General features: G+C 29.9%; 19 protein-coding genes. 12 read left to right on the forward strand and 7 right to left on the reverse strand.

The genetic code is table 11. The features are described 5' to 3' along the window. The first annotated feature begins 61 nt into the window (after positions 1-61). A complete protein-coding gene (locus FIA58_RS15095) occupies positions 62-1,930 on the forward strand; it encodes an ATP-binding protein (protein WP_140963323.1) in 1,869 nt (622 codons plus the stop codon). A gap of 1 nt (position 1,931) precedes the next feature. Then, on the forward strand, positions 1,932-2,549 hold the full coding sequence (locus FIA58_RS15100) for a response regulator transcription factor (protein ID WP_140963324.1): 618 nt from the start codon (positions 1,932-1,934) through the stop codon (positions 2,547-2,549). Positions 2,550-3,046: 497 nt separating this feature from the next. Here FIA58_RS15100 and FIA58_RS15105 read toward each other — a convergent pair whose 3' ends face one another. Further along, positions 3,047-3,292, reverse strand: a complete 246-nt coding sequence (locus FIA58_RS15105; protein WP_140963325.1) for a DUF3098 domain-containing protein — start codon at positions 3,290-3,292, stop codon at positions 3,047-3,049. Positions 3,293-3,319: 27 nt separating this feature from the next. Further along, entirely contained in the window at positions 3,320-4,195 is an 876-nt protein-coding gene (locus FIA58_RS15110; RefSeq protein ID WP_140963326.1) for a cell division protein FtsX, read from the reverse strand. A 362-nt stretch (positions 4,196-4,557) separates the two neighbouring features. On the opposite strand from FIA58_RS15110, the gene FIA58_RS15115 reads away from it, so the two are divergent. From FIA58_RS15115 to FIA58_RS15125, 4 genes are all read left to right on the forward strand, one after another. After that, complete coding sequence (locus tag FIA58_RS15115) at positions 4,558-7,599, forward strand: leucine--tRNA ligase (protein WP_140963327.1); 3,042 nt, start codon at positions 4,558-4,560, stop codon at positions 7,597-7,599. 279 nt (positions 7,600-7,878) lie between these two features. Then, positions 7,879-8,478: a hypothetical protein gene (locus tag FIA58_RS15120; RefSeq protein WP_140963328.1), complete on the forward strand. Its 600-nt coding sequence runs from the start codon at positions 7,879-7,881 to the stop codon at positions 8,476-8,478. 68 nt (positions 8,479-8,546) lie between these two features. Further along, on the forward strand, positions 8,547-8,681 hold the full coding sequence (locus FIA58_RS21675; RefSeq protein WP_262887686.1) for a hypothetical protein: 135 nt from the start codon (positions 8,547-8,549) through the stop codon (positions 8,679-8,681). A gap of 124 nt (positions 8,682-8,805) precedes the next feature. After that, positions 8,806-9,504 (forward strand): zinc metallopeptidase, encoded by a 699-nt coding sequence (locus tag FIA58_RS15125; RefSeq protein ID WP_140963329.1) that lies wholly within the window; start codon positions 8,806-8,808, stop codon positions 9,502-9,504. 91 nt (positions 9,505-9,595) lie between these two features. On the opposite strand, the gene FIA58_RS15130 is transcribed toward FIA58_RS15125, so the two are convergent. Both FIA58_RS15130 and FIA58_RS15135 read right to left on the reverse strand, forming a co-directional pair. Beyond that, positions 9,596-10,066, reverse strand: coding sequence for an Lrp/AsnC family transcriptional regulator (locus FIA58_RS15130; RefSeq protein ID WP_140963330.1), 471 nt, complete (start codon positions 10,064-10,066; stop codon positions 9,596-9,598). A gap of 99 nt (positions 10,067-10,165) precedes the next feature. Continuing rightward, positions 10,166-11,536 (reverse strand): saccharopine dehydrogenase family protein, encoded by a 1,371-nt coding sequence (locus FIA58_RS15135; protein WP_140963331.1) that lies wholly within the window; start codon positions 11,534-11,536, stop codon positions 10,166-10,168. A gap of 121 nt (positions 11,537-11,657) precedes the next feature. Between FIA58_RS15135 and FIA58_RS15140 the strand changes: the two genes are divergently transcribed. Both FIA58_RS15140 and pckA read left to right on the forward strand, forming a co-directional pair. Then, positions 11,658-12,047 carry a DUF423 domain-containing protein gene (locus FIA58_RS15140; RefSeq protein ID WP_140963332.1) on the forward strand — a complete coding sequence of 130 codons (390 nt, stop codon included), beginning with the start codon at positions 11,658-11,660 and terminating at the stop codon, positions 12,045-12,047. A gap of 66 nt (positions 12,048-12,113) precedes the next feature. Beyond that, positions 12,114-13,739: a phosphoenolpyruvate carboxykinase (ATP) gene (pckA, locus tag FIA58_RS15145; protein WP_140963333.1), complete on the forward strand. Its 1,626-nt coding sequence runs from the start codon at positions 12,114-12,116 to the stop codon at positions 13,737-13,739. A 69-nt stretch (positions 13,740-13,808) separates the two neighbouring features. Here pckA and FIA58_RS15150 read toward each other — a convergent pair whose 3' ends face one another. Together FIA58_RS15150 and FIA58_RS15155 are read right to left on the reverse strand one after the other, a co-directional pair. After that, the gene (locus FIA58_RS15150) at positions 13,809-14,567 is read right to left on the reverse strand and encodes a uroporphyrinogen-III synthase (protein WP_140963334.1); all 759 of its coding nucleotides are present in this window, start codon (positions 14,565-14,567) and stop codon (positions 13,809-13,811) included. Between the two features lie 10 nt (positions 14,568-14,577). Further along, positions 14,578-15,246 carry a DUF4271 domain-containing protein gene (locus FIA58_RS15155; RefSeq protein WP_140963335.1) on the reverse strand — a complete coding sequence of 223 codons (669 nt, stop codon included), beginning with the start codon at positions 15,244-15,246 and terminating at the stop codon, positions 14,578-14,580. 104 nt (positions 15,247-15,350) lie between these two features. On the opposite strand from FIA58_RS15155, the gene FIA58_RS15160 reads away from it, so the two are divergent. The 3 genes from FIA58_RS15160 to FIA58_RS15170 are packed head-to-tail and all read left to right on the forward strand — an operon-like array spanning position 15,351 to position 17,853. Further along, a complete protein-coding gene (locus tag FIA58_RS15160; RefSeq protein WP_140963336.1) occupies positions 15,351-16,076 on the forward strand; it encodes a polyprenol monophosphomannose synthase in 726 nt (241 codons plus the stop codon). Further along, entirely contained in the window at positions 16,076-17,419 is a 1,344-nt protein-coding gene (locus FIA58_RS15165) for a dihydroorotase (protein ID WP_140963337.1), read from the forward strand. Before FIA58_RS15160 ends, FIA58_RS15165 begins: the two co-directional genes overlap by 1 nt. A gap of 2 nt (positions 17,420-17,421) precedes the next feature. Then, positions 17,422-17,853 (forward strand): DUF4296 domain-containing protein, encoded by a 432-nt coding sequence (locus FIA58_RS15170; RefSeq protein WP_140963338.1) that lies wholly within the window; start codon positions 17,422-17,424, stop codon positions 17,851-17,853. Here the strand turns inward: FIA58_RS15170 and FIA58_RS15175 are convergent. Continuing rightward, positions 17,807-18,802, reverse strand: coding sequence for an NAD-dependent epimerase/dehydratase family protein (locus FIA58_RS15175; protein ID WP_140963339.1), 996 nt, complete (start codon positions 18,800-18,802; stop codon positions 17,807-17,809). The genes FIA58_RS15170 and FIA58_RS15175 overlap by 47 nt on opposite strands. 100 nt (positions 18,803-18,902) lie before the next feature. Between FIA58_RS15175 and tyrS the strand changes: the two genes are divergently transcribed. Continuing rightward, positions 18,903-20,210: a tyrosine--tRNA ligase gene (gene tyrS / locus FIA58_RS15180; RefSeq protein WP_140963340.1), complete on the forward strand. Its 1,308-nt coding sequence runs from the start codon at positions 18,903-18,905 to the stop codon at positions 20,208-20,210.

Here is a 20,210-nt window from a genome sequence, read left to right on the forward strand (position 1 = left end):
AGTTGTTTTTTTGTAGTTTGGAAAAATTTGATGTTGTAACGTTTATTAAGAAATAGTTTTAATGAAAATTAACTTTGGTATTGTTTTAATCTTATTATTTCAATCTTTAATAGCTCAAAATCCTAAAAGGAATGAATTTGAGACTATTAAGGAAAAAGTTGCCGAACTTTATATTAACTCTCCTGTTAAAGCAAAAAAAGAAGCCTATTTGCTTCATGAAGTAGCTGAAACCAACGATGAAAAAATAATTTCATATCGATATCTAGGCTATATTTATGATTTTTCTGGAAATGTAGATTCTGCACGTTATTTTTTTCAAAAGCAACTTCAATTTTCAAAAGAAAAATTTTTAAATAAAGAATTCTATTATCAAGCAGTTATTGATTATGCAAATTGGGGAACCAATTATGTAGATAGTAATGTTATAATTGAAGAACTAACTCAGGCTTTACTCACGATAAATGAAGCAGAATTTCCTCAGCAAAAGGGTTTAATGTATATGCTTATGGGAGACTTATTTTTGAGGAAAAATCAACTTGAAAAATCGAACGAATATTTTGATAAATCATTTAACCTTATTAAAGGAAATGCTGCCGAACTTGATTATTATCTTAGAAAAAGTGAGATAGCACTTAAAAAAAGAGATTATCTATCAGCTAAAGAAAACTTACTAAGTGGATTTGCACTTTTCAATGAAAAAGAGAAGTACGAATATTCTTTATATCTTAATAAGTTAGGCTATGTCTATTTATTATTAGGAGATATTGATAATTCAAATCAATGTTTGTATGAATCTTTACATTATCAAAAAAAGAATGGTTTCTTGAACTTGTTTTCTAGTACTTATTTGAATTTATCACATTTAGCAAAAATTGAGAAGAACGAAAGATTAGTAAAATTCAATTTAGATAAAGCTCTTGAGGCTAATCAAGGTGATGTTCAAGTTTTGAAAGATATTTATTTAGCTTACAAAGACTATTATTCTAATCAAGGAGATTTTATTAATGAAAACGAAAGTTTAGCACAGTTTAATAAAATTAATGATAGTATTTTTAATGTTGAAAAAGCGAAATTAGGTATCGATTTAGAGTCGAGATTTCAATTAAGAGAAAATAAGAAAGAATTAGCTTTAAAAGAGAAAATAATTCAAAAAGAGCAAAAAATAAAATCATTATTAGTACTAGGATTTGTAATGTTACTTTTATTATTGTTGGCTTTAATAGCTTTATATTTTAATAAAATAAAGACACAGAAAAAACTTAGAAATAATCAAAAATTACTTCACGAAGAGCAATTAAAATCCATGCTAGAGAATCAACGAACAGAAATCATAAAGGAGAAGATAAAAGCCAAGCTTGAAGAACGTTCAAAACTATCTTTAGAACTACATGATGGAATTGCTAATGAGATTGGTGCTTTAAAAGTGTCTTTAACAAATGAATATGCACTCGATGCAACAAATATAAATTCAATTGTAGATAAAATAGACAAACTCTATAACGAAGTAAGAGATTGGTCTCACGATTTACATTCCGATAAAATATTAGATATAGAGTTTTCCCAATTAATAAATAGTCTTTGCTTAATCGCTGAAAAAAAAGGAATAAAAACGACTAAGAATGTATTAATTGATGAAAAAATTAATACTTTAGAAGATTCATTTTTATTAAATATTTATAGAATTTTACAAGAAGCTATTAATAATGTATTAAAACATGCTAATGCTACTGAGATACAATTAGACATAATACAATCAGAAACAGAATTGTTTCTGATAATTAAGGATAATGGTATTGGGTTTTCAAAAAACAGTTCCAAATTAGGTATTGGATTAAAAAATATAGAAAAAAGAATAGAAATATTAGGAGGGAAATTCAATATAATGTCTTCAGAAAAAGGAACAACATTAGATATAAAACTACCATTATAAAATGCCATATAAAATAATCATAGTTGACGATCATAAAGTTTTTGCAGAAAGCATAGCATCAATTTTAAGGAACAAATATGAAGTGGTTGAGGTTACTTCAGTTGAAAAAGCCCTGCAAATTGTAAAAACATTTTCTCCAGATTTAATTCTTACAGATTTGCAATTGCCTGATCAAGATGGTTTTTTTTTAATTAAATCAATAAAAAAACAAGGGTTGCCAGCAAAAATTCTTGTTTTAAGTAGTCTTGCCAATCAAGCAACTATTCATAAATTGGTACAACTTGAAGTAAATGGCTTTCTAAATAAAAATGTTTCAAGTATCGATTTATTAAATGCTATTCAGAAAATAATTCAGGGAGAATCTTATTTTCAGGCTGATATTTATAACGATTATATTAAGAATTTTAAATTAAAATCTGAAAAAGTAAACGAAATTACTCCTAGAGAGATTGATGTTTTGAAATTAATTATTGAAGAGAAAACAACAAGTGAAATTGCAGAAATTTTAAATATATCTAGTTATACTGTAGAAGGTTATAGAAAAAACTTATTGTATAAAACAGGAGCTACAAATGTTGTTGGACTTATAAAATATGCAATGAAAATTAACTTAATTTAAAATAAAAATAACAAACCCCTTTTTTCAGGGGTACAGGAGTTTTGTAAATGCGTTTACTTTGTACTTGACAAACAAATAAACAAACAATTCAGGGCAACTGTAAATTAGATTAAGAAATACCCTTATTTGCCTATGCTGATTAAGGGTATTTTCTTTTACATTAAAAAGACTTTAAAAAAAAGAGAAAATTTACTCACAATAACTTTGTAAATAAATGTAGTAACCCTTTTTTAGAGCAATTAAAAGAAAATTAGTTGGACATTTTTTTGTGTAACACCTTTTTTAGTTCATCTAAAAGAGGTGTTTTTTTTGTCTGTTTTTATAGGTTTTTCTGAGAAAAAAAGACAAACCCCTTTTTTCAGGGGTATAAAGGAAATTTAAATGGCTTTACTTTGCATAACAAACAAATAAACAAACAAACAATTCAGGGCAACTGTAAATTAAATTGAGGAATACCCTTATTCACCTACGCTGAATAAAGGGTATTTTCTTTTTTATTAGTTTGCACTTTTCTTAAAAATAGAGTAGATAACAATTCCAAAACCTGCTAAAACAGTTGTTGGAGCTAGACGAATTCTTCTAAAGCTAAAAATATCCTCACTCCAAACATTTGGATCGTCACTAGAACCACCACTCATTAGGATAAAACCTAAAGCTATTACAGCTAAGCCAATTAAAAGGATAGTGTAATTTCCTTTTTCAAATAAAAATTCTGGATTACTATTTTCGTTATTTTTTTTCATAATAGTTATATTTATTTTTTGACAATCTTAATAAAGGTCATCAGTTCTTAAATTTAAAAAACGTTGGGTGGCAAAGAAAGTACTAATCCAAGTAATAACGATACCTATAAGTAAAACACCTCCAAAAACGATGCTTAGAGAAGTGTAATCTTTTAACAAACCTAAACTTGGTAAAAATTCATCAGCATAATAAATTAAAGCTAAAAGAGCTAATATAGCAAGAAAAGAACCAGCTAAACCTAATTTAATACTTCTCATAATAAAAGGTTTTCTGATGAAAGATTTAGTAGCACCAACCATTTGCATGGTTTTAATAGTAAAACGGTGCGAATAAATGGAAAGACGCAACGAACTATTGATAAGCAACATAGCAATTATTGCTAAAAAGCCACTGATAATCAACATCCAAAAACTAATTCGTTTGATGTTGTCATTTACTAATTCTACTAATTGCTTGTCATAAATAATTTCAGAAACCATTTCGTTTTTCTTAATATCATGCTCAATCGCTCTAATGCTATCAGCGACTACATAAACTCCTTTTAGGTTAATATCAAACGAATTTTGTAACGGATTAAAACCTAAAAAAGACATAAAATCTTTTCCTACGATATCTACATTGTTTTTGGCAGCACTATCCTTATGCACAAAAGCATATTCTTTAATGAAACGAGAATTTTTCAATTGCGTATCAAAAGCATTCAAGACACTGTCTTTAGCTTCATTTTTAAAGAAAACAGTCATCGGAATATTCTCCTTAAAATCATTTGTAATTTTTTTGGAATTAATTACAAACAACCCTAAAGTTCCCAGTAAAAACAAAACCAAAAAAATACTCAACACAACCGAAAAGTAAGAGGATATTAAACGTCTTTTGTTATAATTTTCAAATGAAGATGCCATAAAATTTAGAAATATGAGGTAAAAATAGTAAAGAAATTTTGTTTATACAGAATATAACAACAAAGTTTTAACTTTAGTGTTTTAAAATGTATTTTTGCAACTGATTTTTTTAAGAAGCGAATGGCTAGTGCATTATTGGAATCCATTTTCCCGCTTTCCATTCTATCTTTTCTTTTTTTCTTTAAAAAAACAAAAGGATGCCATTACAATCGGGGCTAAAAAGGAAACCATTGGCTTTTTTGGAATCAAAATAAAAAGGAATAATTCAAGCATTAGGCAAAATTAGACCTTAGGTAAAATAATAAAGACGAATGACTTAAGCTTGCGACAGCATGAGACCTTAGGCAAAATAATAAAGACGAATGAAATACTTTCACAACGAAATCGAAGCCAAATGGCAAAAATATTGGGCAGAAAACAAAACTTTTGCAGCGACTAATAATGCTACCAAGCCAAAATACTATGTTTTAGACATGTTTCCTTATCCATCAGGAGCAGGATTGCACGTAGGACATCCACTGGGTTATATTGCTTCAGATATTGTGGCACGTTTTAAAAGACATAAAGGATTTAATGTATTGCATCCACAAGGATATGATTCCTTTGGTTTACCTGCTGAACAATATGCCATTCAAACAGGACAACATCCAGATAAAACGACCAAAGAAAATATTACTCGTTATAGAGAGCAATTAGATAAAATCGGATTTTCATTTGATTGGAGTAGAGAAGTACGCACTTCAAATGCCGATTATTACAAACATACGCAATGGATTTTTATTCAATTATTTGAATCTTGGTACAACAATGATTCCAATAAAGCAGAAGCTATCTCAACTTTAATTGCAATTTTTGAAAAAGAAGGCAATGATACTGTAAATGCAGTTTGTGATGACAATATAACTGCTTTTTCAGCAGAGGAATGGAATGCCTTTTCGTCAGAAGAACAACAAAAAATCCTATTACAATATAGATTAACCTATTTAGCTGAAACCGAAGTAAACTGGTGTCCAGCTTTAGGAACCGTTTTAGCTAATGACGAAATCGTAAATGGAGTTTCAGAAAGAGGAGGACATCCTGTAATTCGTAAAAAAATGACCCAATGGTCGATGCGAATTTCAGCTTACGCAGAACGTTTGTTACAAGGTTTAAACGAAATTGATTGGACAGAATCTCTAAAAGAATCACAAAGAAACTGGATTGGAAAAAGTGTAGGAGCAATGGTTTCATTCAATGTACAACCTACAACCTACAACCTACAACCTGCAACAATCGAAGTCTTCACAACAAGACCAGATACCATTTTTGGAGTAACTTTCATGACTTTAGCACCAGAACACGATTTGGTAGCTAAAATCACAACTCCTGAGCAAAAAGCAGCGGTAGAAGCTTATGTAGAAGCAACAGCAAAACGTTCTGAAAGAGAAAGAATGGCAGATGTTAAAACCATTTCTGGTGTTTTCACTGGAGCTTATGCTGAACATCCTTTTACAAAAGAATCGATTCCAGTTTGGATTGGCGATTATGTGTTAGCAGGTTATGGAACAGGTGCAGTTATGGCAGTTCCTTGTGGTGACGAACGCGATTATGCTTTCGCGAATTTCTTCAAAGGAACCAAAGGAATGCCTGAAATCAAAAACATTTTCGACCAAGATATCTCAGAAGCTGCTTTTGGAGCCAAAGAAGGTTTTAAATTAGTAGATTCTGATTTCTTAAATGGTTTAGGCTACAAAGAAGGTACAAAAAAAGCTATTGAAGCTTTAGAAAAAATAAAGCAAGGTAAAGGAAAAACCAATTACCGTTTGCGTGATGCTGTTTTTTCAAGACAAAGATATTGGGGTGAACCCTTTCCAGTGTATTATGTGAACGGATTGCCACAAATGATTGATAAAAAACATTTGCCAATCGCTTTACCAGAAGTTGAAAAATATTTACCAACAGAAGATGGACAACCTCCTTTAGGAAATGCTACGGTTTGGGCTTGGGATGTTGAAAAGTTGTCGGTTGTCAGTTGTGAGTTAATAGATAACGTTAAAGTATTTCCGCTGGAGTTGAATACTATGCCAGGTTGGGCTGGTTCTTCTTGGTATTGGATGCGTTATATGGATGCTCATAATGAAGAAGAATTTGCAAGCAAAGAAGCTTTAGACTATTGGCAAAATGTAGATTTATATATCGGTGGAAGCGAACACGCAACCGGACATTTATTATATTCCCGTTTTTGGAATAAATTCTTAAAAGATAGAGGTTTCGCACCCACAGAAGAACCTTTTAAGAAATTGATTAATCAAGGGATGATTTTGGGAATGAGTGCTTTTGTATATAGGTTAGAGATAGGATTTTCTGCTTATAATGAGAAAGAGGAAATTGAATTTAAAAAATTAATAAGTTCACTACCAGTTTTTATTTTACCTAAAGAAGATAATGGAATGGAATTTTATGAATTTCAATCATTATCAGATGATGAAAGATTAAAAAATGTACTTTCTTTTATTCAAGAAAAAAACATAAATAATTTAGAACTTAATTATGGAGGTTTGTTGTTTACTGTTAGTCCAATTCACGTTGATGTTTCATTAGTTAACATATCAGATGAATTAAATATTGAAGAATTTAGAAAAAATTCTCTTTATAGTGATTATAAAGATGCGGTTTTTGTAGGTTTAAATGGGGATTTGATTTTTGGAAATGATGGAAAATACATCGTTGGTCGAGAAGTAGAAAAAATGTCAAAATCAAAATACAACGTAGTTAATCCAGATGAGATTTGTAATGAGTATGGTGCAGATACGTTGCGTTTGTATGAAATGTTTTTGGGCCCATTGGAACAAGCAAAACCTTGGAATACTGCTGGAATTACTGGTGTTTATGGTTTCCTTAAAAAACTATGGCGATTGTATTTTGATGATAATGGTTTAATTGTTACCAATGACGAACCATCAGCTGAAATGTATAAATCGTTACATAAAACCATCAAAAAAGTGACGGAAGATATCGAGAATTTCTCCTTCAATACTTCGGTTTCTCAATTCATGATTTGTGTAAATGAATTAGCCACTTTAAAATGCCATCACAGAGCTATTTTAGAACCATTAGCGATTATATTATCTCCTTACGCTCCTCATATTGCAGAAGAATTATGGAGTGCGTTAGGTCATGAAGGGTCAATTGCAATGGTAGCTTTCCCAATTTTTGAAGAAAAATATTTAGTTGAAAGTGAAAAAGAATATCCTGTTTCATTCAATGGAAAAATGCGTTTTACCTTGAAATTACCATTGGACTTAACTCCAAAACAAATTGAAGAAATCGTAATGGCAGATGAAAGAACAATTGCGCAATTAGCAGGAAATATTCCTAAAAAAGTAATTATTGTTCCTGGAAAGATTATCAATTTAGTAGGATAGTTGTATAGGCTTTTACTAGTAAAACTCTAAATCTCAAATACTGTTTTAAACCACAGTGTTTGGGATTTTTTTGTTATAATTTCTTTTTTTATTCCATTTTACTTGTTAAAATGTGATTTTTGTCCTAAAAAAATCTTATAGAAATGTTAAAATGCGATTTTTATACAATAAAAACAGTTTTTAATCCTTTATTTCATATAAACAAAACAAAATGGCTTTCCTTTTTATTTAAAATCAAATAAAAAGCAATCAGCTGTATAAACTATCTATCTAATAACTATGAAAAAAACAACCCTAAACTCAATTGTAGTAGTATTTATTTTTTGTACTAATTTGCTAACAGTAAGCGCTCAGGAAAAGAATGCTAAAATAGCGGAAGATTTAAACACTTTAATCACGAAATCATCTAGTTATCAAAATTATAAAGTAATTGAAAAAGGAGCAGTTTTTGGTTTTCAATCTTCATTAGACAAATATATCGAGCATGAGCAAAATACTCAAGATTTATTGAGAAAGGAAATTGTAGAAAATAAGAAGAATATCTTAGGATTACAAAATCAAATACAAGAATTAAAAAAATCAAATGCGATTTTAACTGCTGAAAAAGCTAATATTTCTTTTTTAGGATTATCTATAAGTAAATCTAGTTACTCCGTTACAATGTGGACTTTGTTTTTAGGCACCTTATTTGTTGCTGGAATTTTATTTTATAAATTTAAAAATGCTAATGCTGTTACTAAGCATTCTAAATCGGTACTAAAAGATGTAGAAGAAGAATATGAGTCGTATAGAAGAGTTTGTATCGAAAGAGAACAAGGTTTAAGAAGACAATTATTTGAAGAAGCAAAAAAGAGAAAAGAACTTAAGAACGTCTCATAAAAGCACAATTTTAATCTTTAATTTTTGTAACATTTTCATGTTTTACGTATAATAATTAAAAGTAAAACATGAAAAAATTTGAAGTACACACTTTAACTGTAAAATCGGATTTTAAAAGTATGAAGGAAGAGTTGGCAAAAGATGTGCAACAATTTCTGAATAAGAAAGCAAATGAAGGCTATGAAGTAATAAATGTTTTATGAAGCAATGGAATTAATTGCCTTTATCACTTTGTGAAGGTAAAAATGTCAAATTGGCACAAAGAAAAAGTGGAATATAATTTGATGATTATTTTGTAACTTTAAGTTTTAAAAACAAAAAAATATTATGGATTTTACCTATTTAATATTAATTGGTGGTATTGCTCTTTTTAGTTGGTTAGTAAGTGCAAGATTAAAAAGCAAGTTTGCTCACTATTCAAAAATTCATTTAAGAAATGGAATGAGTGGAGCAGAAATTGCGGAAAAAATGTTGTCAGATAATGGAATTTATGATGTAAAGGTAATTTCCACACCAGGACAATTAACCGATCATTACAATCCAGTAAACAAAACTGTAAATTTAAGTGAAGCAGTCTACAACCAAAGAAATGCAGCTTCAGCAGCTGTTGCAGCTCATGAATGTGGACATGCTGTACAACATGCCCAAGCTTATAGTTGGTTGACTATGCGCTCTAAAATGGTGCCTATGGTAAATGTTTCATCGAGTATGTCTCAATGGTTAATTATGGGAGGCTTAATTTTAGGTTATGCTGCTAAAACGAGTATCGGTTTTTATGTTGCTGTTGCAGGTTTAATTTTAATGGCTGTAGCAACAACCTTTAGTTTTATTACTTTACCAGTAGAATATGATGCTAGTAATAGAGCATTGGCTTGGTTGAAAAGCAAAAATATGTTGAGTCAACAAGAATATGCTGGTGCAGAAGATTCTTTAAAATGGGCCGCGAGAACTTATGTAGTTGCAGCTTTAGGAGCTTTAGCTTCACTTTTATATTGGGCATTTAGAATTTTAGGCTCACGAGATTAATTATGTTTAAAATATAGATAAAAACAATCCCAAATTCTAATGAAAGAATTTGGGATTTTTATTTCAATACATTATTTTTTTAACTTCTAACTTATAATTGTATTTGTCTATCAATTTGTTGATCTAGTGAAATAAATGTTTCTGTTCTAGAAACTCCTTTAATGGCTTGAATTTTTTTATTTAATAATTGCATTAAATGTTCATTGTCTTTACAGATGATTTTAATTAAGATACTCCAATTTCCCGTTGTGTAATGACATTCCAATACTTCTGGAATTTTTTTTAATTCCCTTACTGCTTCAGAATTACTAGAAGCCTTGTCCAAATAAACACCTACAAAAGCCATTGTGGAATAGCCTAATACTTTAATGTCAACAGTAAATTTTGAACCAGAAATTACACCAGCTTGTTCCAGTTTTCTTAGTCTTTGATGAATAGCAGCACCAGAAATGCCTATTTTTTTTGCAATTTGTAAAATAGGTTTTCTTGCGTCTTCCATTAAGTCTCTTAATATTTCTTTATCAATCCCATCTATTTCAATTTGCAACTGGTTTATCTTCATAATAATTCTATTTGTAAGTGAACTAGTGTAAAAATAAGTTTTTATAAACAAAAAATCCGAAATTAATTAAAATTTCGGATTTTGTAATGCTTTTATTTTTTAACTACTTACATTTAAAGGGTTGTAACCCAAATAATCAACGGGAATTTCCTTAAAAATAACTCCGTACTCTTCTAGTTCTTTTAATATAGGAGTGTAGATTTCTTTAGAAATAGGCAATTGTACTCCAGGTGTTTTAATTTCTCCGTTTAATATTTTTAAAGTAGCTATCGCAACAGGTAAGCCAACTGTTTTGGCCATTGCAGTATAAGTTTGATCATCACCTATGCAAACCATAGTAGAATCTATTTGTTTTTTCTCATTATTGATGACGTATCCAAACTTATGGTACATCACAATCATGTCCTTGTCATGAGGTTGCAAAGTCCATTTTTCTGATAAAATTTTTTCTAGTACTTGTGCCGGAGTAGCTTTTTTTAGTCCTACGTTTTTATCTGCATTAAATAAATCTAATTCTAAAAGTTTATCCCAAATAATATCGTCTTGGTCGATTTTTTGAGCATGTCTTAATTTGATTTCAACAGTATCGGTTGGATGATATGGTAAAAAAGAATTCGTAAATTCACGATAGGTCATCTCTTCAGAATTATCTATGGTATACGAATCATCTGTCATTCCTAATTGTACTAAAATATCCCATGCCCTTGAATATCCTACTCTTCTTATTGTTCCTCTGTAAACAGTTAAAGCATTATCTAAACCATAAACACTTCTGTACTTCAGAGAATCTCTATTGGCATAAGCTTCAAAACGACCAAAGCTTTCTACTTCTAAAAATTCAGTTCTTCTAAATAATTTGTTATATGGAATATACTTGTAAGTGCCTTCTTGAATAAATTTGGCAGCACCACCTTGACCAGCTAAAACTACATTTCTAGGATTCCAAGTAAATTTATAATTCCAAAGATTGGTATCGCTTTCAGGAGCAACTAGTCCACCGCAAAACGATTCGAATAAAATCATTTCACCTCCTTTTTCTCTAATCTCGTCTATGATTTTCATAGCGCTCATGTGATCGATACCAGGATCAAGACCTATTTCATTCATGAAAACCAAACCATTTTCTTTAACTTTGGCATCCAATTCTTGCATAGCAGGGCTTATATAAGAAGCTGTTACCATATGTTTTTTATAGGTAAGGCAATCTTTAGCCACTTCAATATGCATATGAGCAGGTAACATCGATACTACGATATCTGCTTTCTGAATTTCTTCTTTTCTCTGTTCCGGATTTAAAATATCAAAAGCAATTGGCTTTGCATTTGGGTGATTGCTAGTTTTCTTTTGAGCTAACTCTAAAGACAAATCAGCAATAGTTATGTGTAATTGTTCTTCTTTTGATTTGTCTAATAAATATTTGATTAAGGAAGAAGCACTCCTTCCAGCACCAATCACTAATATGTTTCTCATTATTATAATTTACAAAAATATCACACGAAGATACTAAATTGTTATATTTATAAAAAATAAATTACTTTTTTAATTACAAAGCGAACAAATACAATATTTTTATCTTTACAAAAAAAACAATATGGAAAAGAAAATCCTTTTAACAGCTTTATTAATGGGAATAATTGGTATTATCTTAGGTGCTTTTGGTGCACATGGATTAAAGAAAATAATTTCAACCGAACAATTGGCTACTTTTGAAGTGGGTGTTCGTTATCAAATATATCATGCCATGTTTTTATTGTTTGTGGTAAATACTTCTTTCTTAACATTTAAAGAGAAAATAATTGTTTTTTATCTTGCACTAGCTGGAGTTATACTTTTTTCGGGATCAATTTATTTACTGTCAACAAGTATAATTACTTCAATAAAAACAAAGATTATTGGTCCTTTAACACCTTTAGGAGGATTACTGCTAATTGCGTCGTGGAGTTATATGTTTTATTGCGTTTTGCTAAAAAATAAGATTTAGTTCTTCATTCTAAAATTAAATTTATAATTTTGCACTTTAAAATATACACAACATAACTCATTTTTTATGAATAGCTACGCCCAAATTACGAAAACGATTTCGTTGGAAAAATATGGAATTAGAAATGCTTCACAAATTATTTATAACCCTTCATATGATTTTTTATACAAAGAAGAATTGAGTGAAGGTCTATCAGGATTTGAAAGAGGTCAATTGTCAGAACTTGGAGCTGTTAATGTTATGACAGGTGAATTTACAGGTCGTTCTCCAAAAGATAAATACATTGTTAAAGATGATGTTACTAAAGATACAATTTGGTGGACTTCTGATAAGGCAGTAAATGACAACAAACCTATTTCAACAGCAACATGGGATGCTCTTAAAGAAACTACAGTCAATCAATTATCAGGAAAAAAGCTTTACGTTGTTGATGCCTTCTGTGGAGCCAATGAAGATACTAGATTAAAGGTTCGTTTTATAATGGAAGTGGCTTGGCAAGCACATTTTGTAAAAAATATGTTTATTAGACCAACAGAGGCTGAATTAGAAAATTTTGGAGAGCCTGATTTTATAGTGATGAATGCTTCAAAAACTTCATTTAAAGAGTATGAGAAATACAATCTAAATTCAGAGGTTTATGTTGCTTTTAATTTAACTGAAAAAATTCAATTAATAGGGGGAACATGGTATGGTGGAGAAATGAAAAAAGGGATGTTTTCCATGATGAATTATTATTTGCCATTACAAGGAATTGCTTCTATGCATTGCTCTGCTAATAAAGGAAAAGATGGAGATGTCGCAGTTTTCTTTGGACTATCAGGAACAGGAAAAACTACGCTTTCTACAGATCCAAAAAGAGAATTAATAGGGGATGATGAACATGGATGGGATAATGATGGTGTTTTTAATTTTGAAGGAGGTTGTTATGCAAAAACAATCGATTTAAGTGCTGAAAATGAGCCAGATATTTATAAAGCTATCAAGAAAGATGCTTTATTAGAAAATGTTACTATTGATTCAAGTGGGAAAATTGATTTCAAAGATGGCTCTGTAACGCAAAATACGCGTGTCTCTTATCCAATTAATCATATAGATAATATTGTAAAACCAATTTCTAAAGCGGGTCATGCAACTAAAGTGATTTTCTTAACAGCAGATGCCTTTGGAGTTATGCCTCCTGTCTCTAAATTAACGCCTGAGCAAACAAAGTATTATTTCTTGTCTGGTTTTACTGCTAAATTAGCAGGAACTGAAAGAGGAGTGACAGAACCACAACCTACTTTTTCAGCTTGTTTTGGTAAGGCATTTTTGTCGTTACATCCTACAAAATATGGTGAGGAGTTAGTTAAAAAAATGGAAAAGCATAATGCAACTGCATATATGGTTAATACAGGTTGGAATGGAACTGGTAAACGTATTTCTATAAAAGATACTAGAGCAATTATTGATGCTATTTTGGACGGTTCTATAGAAAAGGTAGAAACTAAAGTTGTTCCTGTTTTTAATTTTGAAGTACCAGTTTCTTTACATGATGTAAACTCAGCTATTTTAGACCCAAGAGATACTTACGAAGTTTCAAGTCAATGGGAAGAAAAAGCAAAAGATTTAGCGACTAGATTCGTTAAAAACTTTGAACAATATACAGATAACACAGAAGGACAGCAATTAGTAAAAGCAGGTCCAGTTTTGTAAAATAAAATTAACTATTAAAAAAGGGTTCTAAAATAATTTAGAACCCTTTTTTTGTTATGTTTGATAAAGTTATTTTCCTTTATTTACTTCAACTATGTATTTTTCAAGTGCACCTGTCATAGACGGTGTTCCTGGAGAAGGAGCCATTATATCTACTCTTAAACCACTATCTATAGCTTCTTTATGTGTAGTTGTACCAAAAACGGCTATACGAGTGTTGTTTTGTTTAAAATCGGGAAAATTCTTGAAAAGTGATTTTATTCCTGTTGGACTAAAGAATGCAAGAACATCATAGTAAACGTCTTTTAAATCAGATAAATCACTCATTACAGTTTTGTAAAAAATTGCAGGAGTCCAAGAAATTTTCAAACTATCTAAGGTTTGAGGAATGTCATAATTTAGCTGATCAGATGCTGGTAATAAGAATTTTTCGTCTTTGTACTTCTTAATTAAAGGAGCTAAATCAACAAAATCCTTTTGACCAACATAAATTTTTCGTTTTCTATAAACCACATAACGTTGCAGGTAAAAAGCAACAGCTTCAGATTGACAAAAATACCTCAAATCTTCTGGAACTTTAAAACGCATTTCTTCAGCAACTCTAAAAAAATGATCTACAGAATTTCTGCTTGTTAAAATAATAGCAGTAAAATTATTTAAATCTATTTTTTGAGCTCTAATTTCTTTTGCAGGAACACCTTCAACGTGTATGAAGGTTCTGAAGTCAACTTTAACTTTAAGTTTGTTTTGTAACTCAAAATAGGGGGAATTCTCTACTTTAGGCTCTGGTTGTGAAACCAAAATTGTTTTCACTTTTAAATTTGACATACGCTTTGTTCTAATTTTTTGTAATAAAATAATAGATAAAATAGTAAGGTGCTATTTCAAGGGTGCAAAGATATAAAATAAAATAAAATATTTTGCGTAATACTAAATTTTGATACATTTTTAAAGCAACAAAATAGGTTGCTAAGTTGATAATGATGATAATTGCTATGATTCCATAGTAAATCCAGTCTTTATTTAAAACAGGATTATAGTAAAGTATTACATTAATTGGTAAAAGAAGGAAGCCAAAGTAAGTTCGGTAGCTGACTTTCAATAAATTAAATTGTTCACTGAACTCTTCAATTTTAAAAGAAGTAGCTATAATTTTCTCAATTAAATATTTTGATAAAATAAATACAGCAATGAAAGTAAAAATTTGTAAAAAGACAATTCCTTCGCTATTTTTTGTAAATTTAAATTGTTTTAATAATAAAAGAATAAAAAAAGCAAATGAAAAAAGTTGAACGAAAAACATTGAGATTGTAAATCCACTCATCAAGTTACTAGTGTCTTTGTAGATTTTGGTATATTTATCTGATATAGCTAGTTTAATGAACTCATTAAAACGAGCTTGGAATACATTTTTGTTTATTCCTATAATAAGTGAACTTAGGACAAATAAAATTGTTGCCCAGTCTTTAAAGTGAATAATTCTCTCGTGAAATTGTATTGCTTGCATTTGTGGCAAATTTACAAAAATTAACTTCAAATAATTATTATAAATTTATTAAGAGATAAACTTAAGAAATAGTTTATTTTTGTATTCGAAAATTAAATAAAAGAATATTGAAGGCACTAGTAGTTATACCTACATATAATGAGATTGAAAATATTGAAAGTATTATAAAGGCAATATTTTTACTAAATACTACTTTTCATATTTTAATTGTTGATGATAATTCACCTGATGGAACTTCAAAAAAAATTGAAGAACTACAATCGATATTTAAAGACAACTTATTTCTTTCAATTAGATCTAAAAAATCTGGATTAGGAACTGCTTATGTTCATGGCTTTAAATGGGCTTTAAATGAAGGTTATGATTTTATTTTTGAAATGGATGCTGATTTTTCACATAATCCTAATGATTTAGAAAAACTTTTATATGCTTGTCAGACAGAAAATGCAGATGTAGCTATCGGATCTAGATATTCAACAGGAGTAAATGTGGTTAATTGGCCTTTAAATAGGGTCTTAATGTCTTATTTTGCTTCTGTTTATGTGAAGTGGATTACTGGTATGAAAATTCATGACGCGACAGCTGGATTTATTTGTTACAAAAAGAATGTTTTAGAAAAAATTAATCTGGACAGAATAAAGTTCATAGGTTATGCGTTTCAAATAGAAATGAAGTATAGGGCTTATGTTCAAAAATTCAAAATTGTTGAAGTTCCTATAATTTTTACAGATAGAACAAAAGGACAATCAAAAATGAGTGGTTCAATTATTAGGGAAGCTGTTTTTGGAGTGATATTATTACGAATAAGAAAAATTTTTAACAAATTATAATGAGTACTTTTTTAATTAAAAATGCAAAGATTGTTAATGAAGGAGTTGTTTTTGAAGGAGATGTGTTAATTGAAAACGAGTTCATAAAAGAAATTGCAGAACAAATAAGTTTAAAATCATCTGACTGTATTATTATTGATGCAGAAGGGAGTTATTTAATACCTGGAGCAATAGATGATCAAGTTCATTTTAGAGAACCAGGGTTAACACACAAGGGTACGATTGAGACAGAAAGTAGAGCAGCTATAGCAGGTGGAATTACTTCTTTTATAGAGCAACCTAATACTATTCCAAATGCTATAACACAAGAGTTATTAGAAGATAAATATAAGATTGCAGCCAAGACTTCTTATGCGAATTATTCTTTCATGATGGGTGGAACCAATGATAATTTAGAAGAAGTATTAAAAACGAATCCTAGAAATGTTGCTGGAATAAAATTGTTTTTAGGTTCTTCAACTGGTAATATGCTTGTTGATAATCAAGAGGTGCTTGAAAAAATATTTTCATCTACCAAAATGTTAATTGCAGTTCATTGTGAAGATGAAGGAACTATAAAAGCCAATTTAGAGAAATATAAAGAGCAATATGATGATGATATCCCTATGAAGTATCATCATTTAATTAGAAGCGCAGAGGCTTGTTATTTGTCTTCTTCGAAAGCAATTGCTTTAGCTAAGAAAACAGGAGCAAGATTACATGTGTTTCATTTGTCAACAGCTAAGGAAATGGATTTGTTTACCAATAAAATTCCTTTAGAACAAAAGCAAATTACAGCAGAAGTATGTGTACATCATCTTTGGTTTAGTAATGAAGATTATGAGAATAAAGGGTCTTTAATAAAATGGAATCCTGCAGTAAAAACGGTTGATGATAGAGAAGCATTATGGAATGCATTATTGGACGATAGAATTGATGTAATCGCAACTGATCATGCTCCTCATACTTTAGAAGAAAAGATCAATCCTTATACGAGTTGTCCTTCAGGAGGACCATTAGTGCAACATGCGGTTGTAGCTATGTTTGAGGCTGTTCATAGAGAGAAGATTTCTGTTGAAAAAGTAGTAGAGAAAATGTGTCATAATCCTGCTAAAATTTTCAAAATAGAAAAAAGAGGTTTTATAAAAGAAGGATATTATGCAGATTTGGCCATAGTAAACCCTCATTTGCCGTGGAATGTAAAAAAAGAAAATATTTTATACCATTGTGGTTGGTCTCCTTTTGAAGGGACTAATTTTAAATCTAGGGTTACACATACATTTGTTAACGGTAGATTGGTTTATTCTAATGGGAGAATTAAAGAAGTAAAAGCAGCTCAAAGGTTGCTATTTGAAAGAGAATAATTATGAAGAAAATTGTTTTTTTGTTGTTACTGGCTTCTATCTCATGCAATGAAAGTCCGGTTCCTAAACCAGATAAATTATTGGATGAAGATATTATGGTAGATATTTTATATGACACTGCTTTACTTCAAGCAGCAGAAGCTTATCTGCCTAATAGATTAACAGAAAATCAAATTAGAATTAAAAATTATATTTATTTAAAATACAGTATTGATAGTGCTACTTATTATCAAAATCAACTTTATTATGCATCTGATTTTAAAAAATATAAAAGAATGTATAAAAAAGTTACTGAAAGAATAGTAGAAGAAAAAACAGAAATAGATACTTTGGTTGCTGAAGAAATTAGAAATAAACCAGAAAAACCACCTTTAGAGAGAAAAAAAATTACTGGTAATAACTTGAAAGATAATAAAGATACTCTTTCATATTAGTAAAGGAATACTCTGTCTTTTTTTTAATTTTAATGGTACTATACTCACTTTTTTTGTGAGATGCTATTGCAGTTTGTTTAGTGAACTTTCTTTTTCTACCTGATAATTTAGACAGTAACCAATCTATTTTCCAAGCGAAATTAGTTAGTGTTTTGTTAGCATTAATGAATGGTCTTTTTAATTGCATGGCATCTGCAATCCAAAATAAAATAGTTTCAAATGTTACATTTTCAGCTACAAGAGTAAAATGTTCACCATTATTATTTTGTTGCATTAGTAAATACATAATTGAGACAACATCTTCAACAGTTATAATACCTGTTTTTCCTTTTGTATAAAATGTAGCTCCTTTTTTTATCGAATTGAAAAAGAAACTGCTACCTTGTTTAGGAAAGCCAAATCCAAAAATCACTCCTGGATTCACAATGATAACTTTTAAGCCTTCTTGTTGTCCTCTCCAAACTTCCATTTCTGCTCCATATTTAGAAATGGCATAATCACTGTGTAATTTTTCAGGATTCCATTCCGTTTCTTCGCTAATTATAGATTCATTTTCTTTAGCGTCACCTAAAGCAGCAATTGAGCTAACATAGCAAAGTTTCTCTATTTTAGAATCTAAACAACAATTTACAACATTGGCTGTGCCTTCAATATTCGTTTTTCTAAGCCTTTCTTCGTCTCTTGGGTCGAATGAAATTAAAGCAGCACAATGGTAAACTTCTCTAATAGTATCAAATGCAATTTCTAAAGAAGGTATATTTGTTATATCTCCTTGAACCCAGTTTATTTTTTCAAATAAGTTTAATTTGTCTTTATGTAAAAAAACATTTTTTACAGCTTCAATTTTCTTCTTGTCTCTATATAAGGCTTTTACTGTTTCATTCTCTTGAAGCAGTTGAATAAGTAAATGAGAGCCGACTAATCCTGTTGCACCTGTAACTAATACCATAAGGTAAAGATAAAAATTCTTTGATTGGAATAAACTTTTAAAGACCTAAACTTTTAAACTTTTAAACTAAAAACTATCTTTGTCAAAATTAATTAGAGAAATGAAGAATTTAGTAGAAGAATTACGTTGGAGAGGCTTGTTTCACGATATGATGCCTGGAACAGAAGAACAATTACTAAAAGAAGCTACAACAGCTTATATTGGTTTTGATCCAACAGCAGATTCTTTACATATAGGAAGTTTAGTGCAAATTATTTTATTAATGCACTTAAGAAGGTTCGGACACAAAGCTATTGCTTTAGTAGGTGGTGCAACTGGAATGATAGGTGATCCGTCTGGGAAATCCAATGAGCGTAATTTGTTAGATGAAGCTACTTTAAATCACAATGTTAATGGAATAAAAGGAGTTTTATCTCGTTTTTTAGATTTTGATGCTAAAGATGAAAATGCTCCTATATTAGTTAATAATTACGATTGGATGAAAGATTTTTCATTTATTGATTTCGCTCGTGATGTTGGAAAACGTATCACAGTGAATTATATGATGTCTAAAGATTCTGTAAAAAAACGCTTAAGTGGTGATGATGGTGCAGAAGGTATGAGTTTTACAGAGTTTACCTACCAATTGATTCAAGGGTATGATTTTTACCATTTAAATAAAGAATACAATTGCTTATTGCAAATGGGAGGCAGTGACCAATGGGGAAATATTACTACGGGAACAGAATTAGTACGCAGAATGAATGTTGGGAATGATGAGGTTTCAAAAGCTTATGCTTTAACAACACCATTAATTACAAAAGCAGATGGTTCTAAGTTTGGAAAATCTGAAGGTGGAAATGTGTGGTTAGATGCAGATAAAACCACGCCATATACCTTTTACCAATTTTGGTTAAATGCGACTGATGCTGATGCTGAAAAATACATTAAAATCTTCACATTTTTAGATCAAGAAACTGTTGAAAAATTAATTGCAGAGCACAATGAAGCTCCTCATGTAAGAGTGTTACAAAAACGTTTAGCCGAAGAGTTAATGCTATTAGTACATTCACCAGAAGAGCTTGATAGAGCAGTGTTTGCTTCAAATGCTTTCTTTAGTAAAGATATGTCAGAACTTATAAATATGTCTGAAGTTGATTTATTAAATATTTTTAAAGGTATTCCAATGGTAGAAATTTCTAAATCTGATTTTGAGGAAGGTTTAGATATGGTTGCTGCTTTGGCTACAAAAACTAATTTTTTAGCATCAAATAGCGATGCTAGAAGGGAATTAAAACAAAATTCAGTTTCTTTGAATAAAACAAAAGTAAAAGAGGATAGAGTTATTACTAATGAAGATTTAATTAATAATCAATTCCTATTATTACAAAAAGGAAAGAAAAATTATTATGTAATTAGAGTGGTTTAA

The organism is Flavobacterium jejuense (assembly GCF_006491595.2).
In the GTDB taxonomy this organism is placed as follows: Bacteria; Bacteroidota; Bacteroidia; order Flavobacteriales; family Flavobacteriaceae; genus Flavobacterium; species Flavobacterium jejuense.

Coding starts and splice junctions, on each gene's coding strand:
- FIA58_RS15095 (WP_140963323.1), top strand. CDS start 62: ATGAAAATTAACTTTGGTATTGTTTTAATCTTATTATTTCAATCTTTA.
- FIA58_RS15100 (WP_140963324.1), top strand. CDS start 1,932: ATGCCATATAAAATAATCATAGTTGACGATCATAAAGTTTTTGCAGAA.
- FIA58_RS15105 (WP_140963325.1), bottom strand. CDS start 3,292: ATGAAAAAAAATAACGAAAATAGTAATCCAGAATTTTTATTTGAAAAA.
- FIA58_RS15110 (WP_140963326.1), bottom strand. CDS start 4,195: ATGGCATCTTCATTTGAAAATTATAACAAAAGACGTTTAATATCCTCT.
- FIA58_RS15115 (WP_140963327.1), top strand. CDS start 4,558: ATGAAATACTTTCACAACGAAATCGAAGCCAAATGGCAAAAATATTGG.
- FIA58_RS15120 (WP_140963328.1), top strand. CDS start 7,879: ATGAAAAAAACAACCCTAAACTCAATTGTAGTAGTATTTATTTTTTGT.
- FIA58_RS21675 (WP_262887686.1), top strand. CDS start 8,547: ATGAAAAAATTTGAAGTACACACTTTAACTGTAAAATCGGATTTTAAA.
- FIA58_RS15125 (WP_140963329.1), top strand. CDS start 8,806: ATGGATTTTACCTATTTAATATTAATTGGTGGTATTGCTCTTTTTAGT.
- FIA58_RS15130 (WP_140963330.1), bottom strand. CDS start 10,066: ATGAAGATAAACCAGTTGCAAATTGAAATAGATGGGATTGATAAAGAA.
- FIA58_RS15135 (WP_140963331.1), bottom strand. CDS start 11,536: ATGAGAAACATATTAGTGATTGGTGCTGGAAGGAGTGCTTCTTCCTTA.
- FIA58_RS15140 (WP_140963332.1), top strand. CDS start 11,658: ATGGAAAAGAAAATCCTTTTAACAGCTTTATTAATGGGAATAATTGGT.
- pckA (WP_140963333.1), top strand. CDS start 12,114: ATGAATAGCTACGCCCAAATTACGAAAACGATTTCGTTGGAAAAATAT.
- FIA58_RS15150 (WP_140963334.1), bottom strand. CDS start 14,567: ATGTCAAATTTAAAAGTGAAAACAATTTTGGTTTCACAACCAGAGCCT.
- FIA58_RS15155 (WP_140963335.1), bottom strand. CDS start 15,246: ATGCAAGCAATACAATTTCACGAGAGAATTATTCACTTTAAAGACTGG.
- FIA58_RS15165 (WP_140963337.1), top strand. CDS start 16,076: ATGAGTACTTTTTTAATTAAAAATGCAAAGATTGTTAATGAAGGAGTT.
- FIA58_RS15170 (WP_140963338.1), top strand. CDS start 17,422: ATGAAGAAAATTGTTTTTTTGTTGTTACTGGCTTCTATCTCATGCAAT.
- FIA58_RS15175 (WP_140963339.1), bottom strand. CDS start 18,802: ATGGTATTAGTTACAGGTGCAACAGGATTAGTCGGCTCTCATTTACTT.
- tyrS (WP_140963340.1), top strand. CDS start 18,903: ATGAAGAATTTAGTAGAAGAATTACGTTGGAGAGGCTTGTTTCACGAT.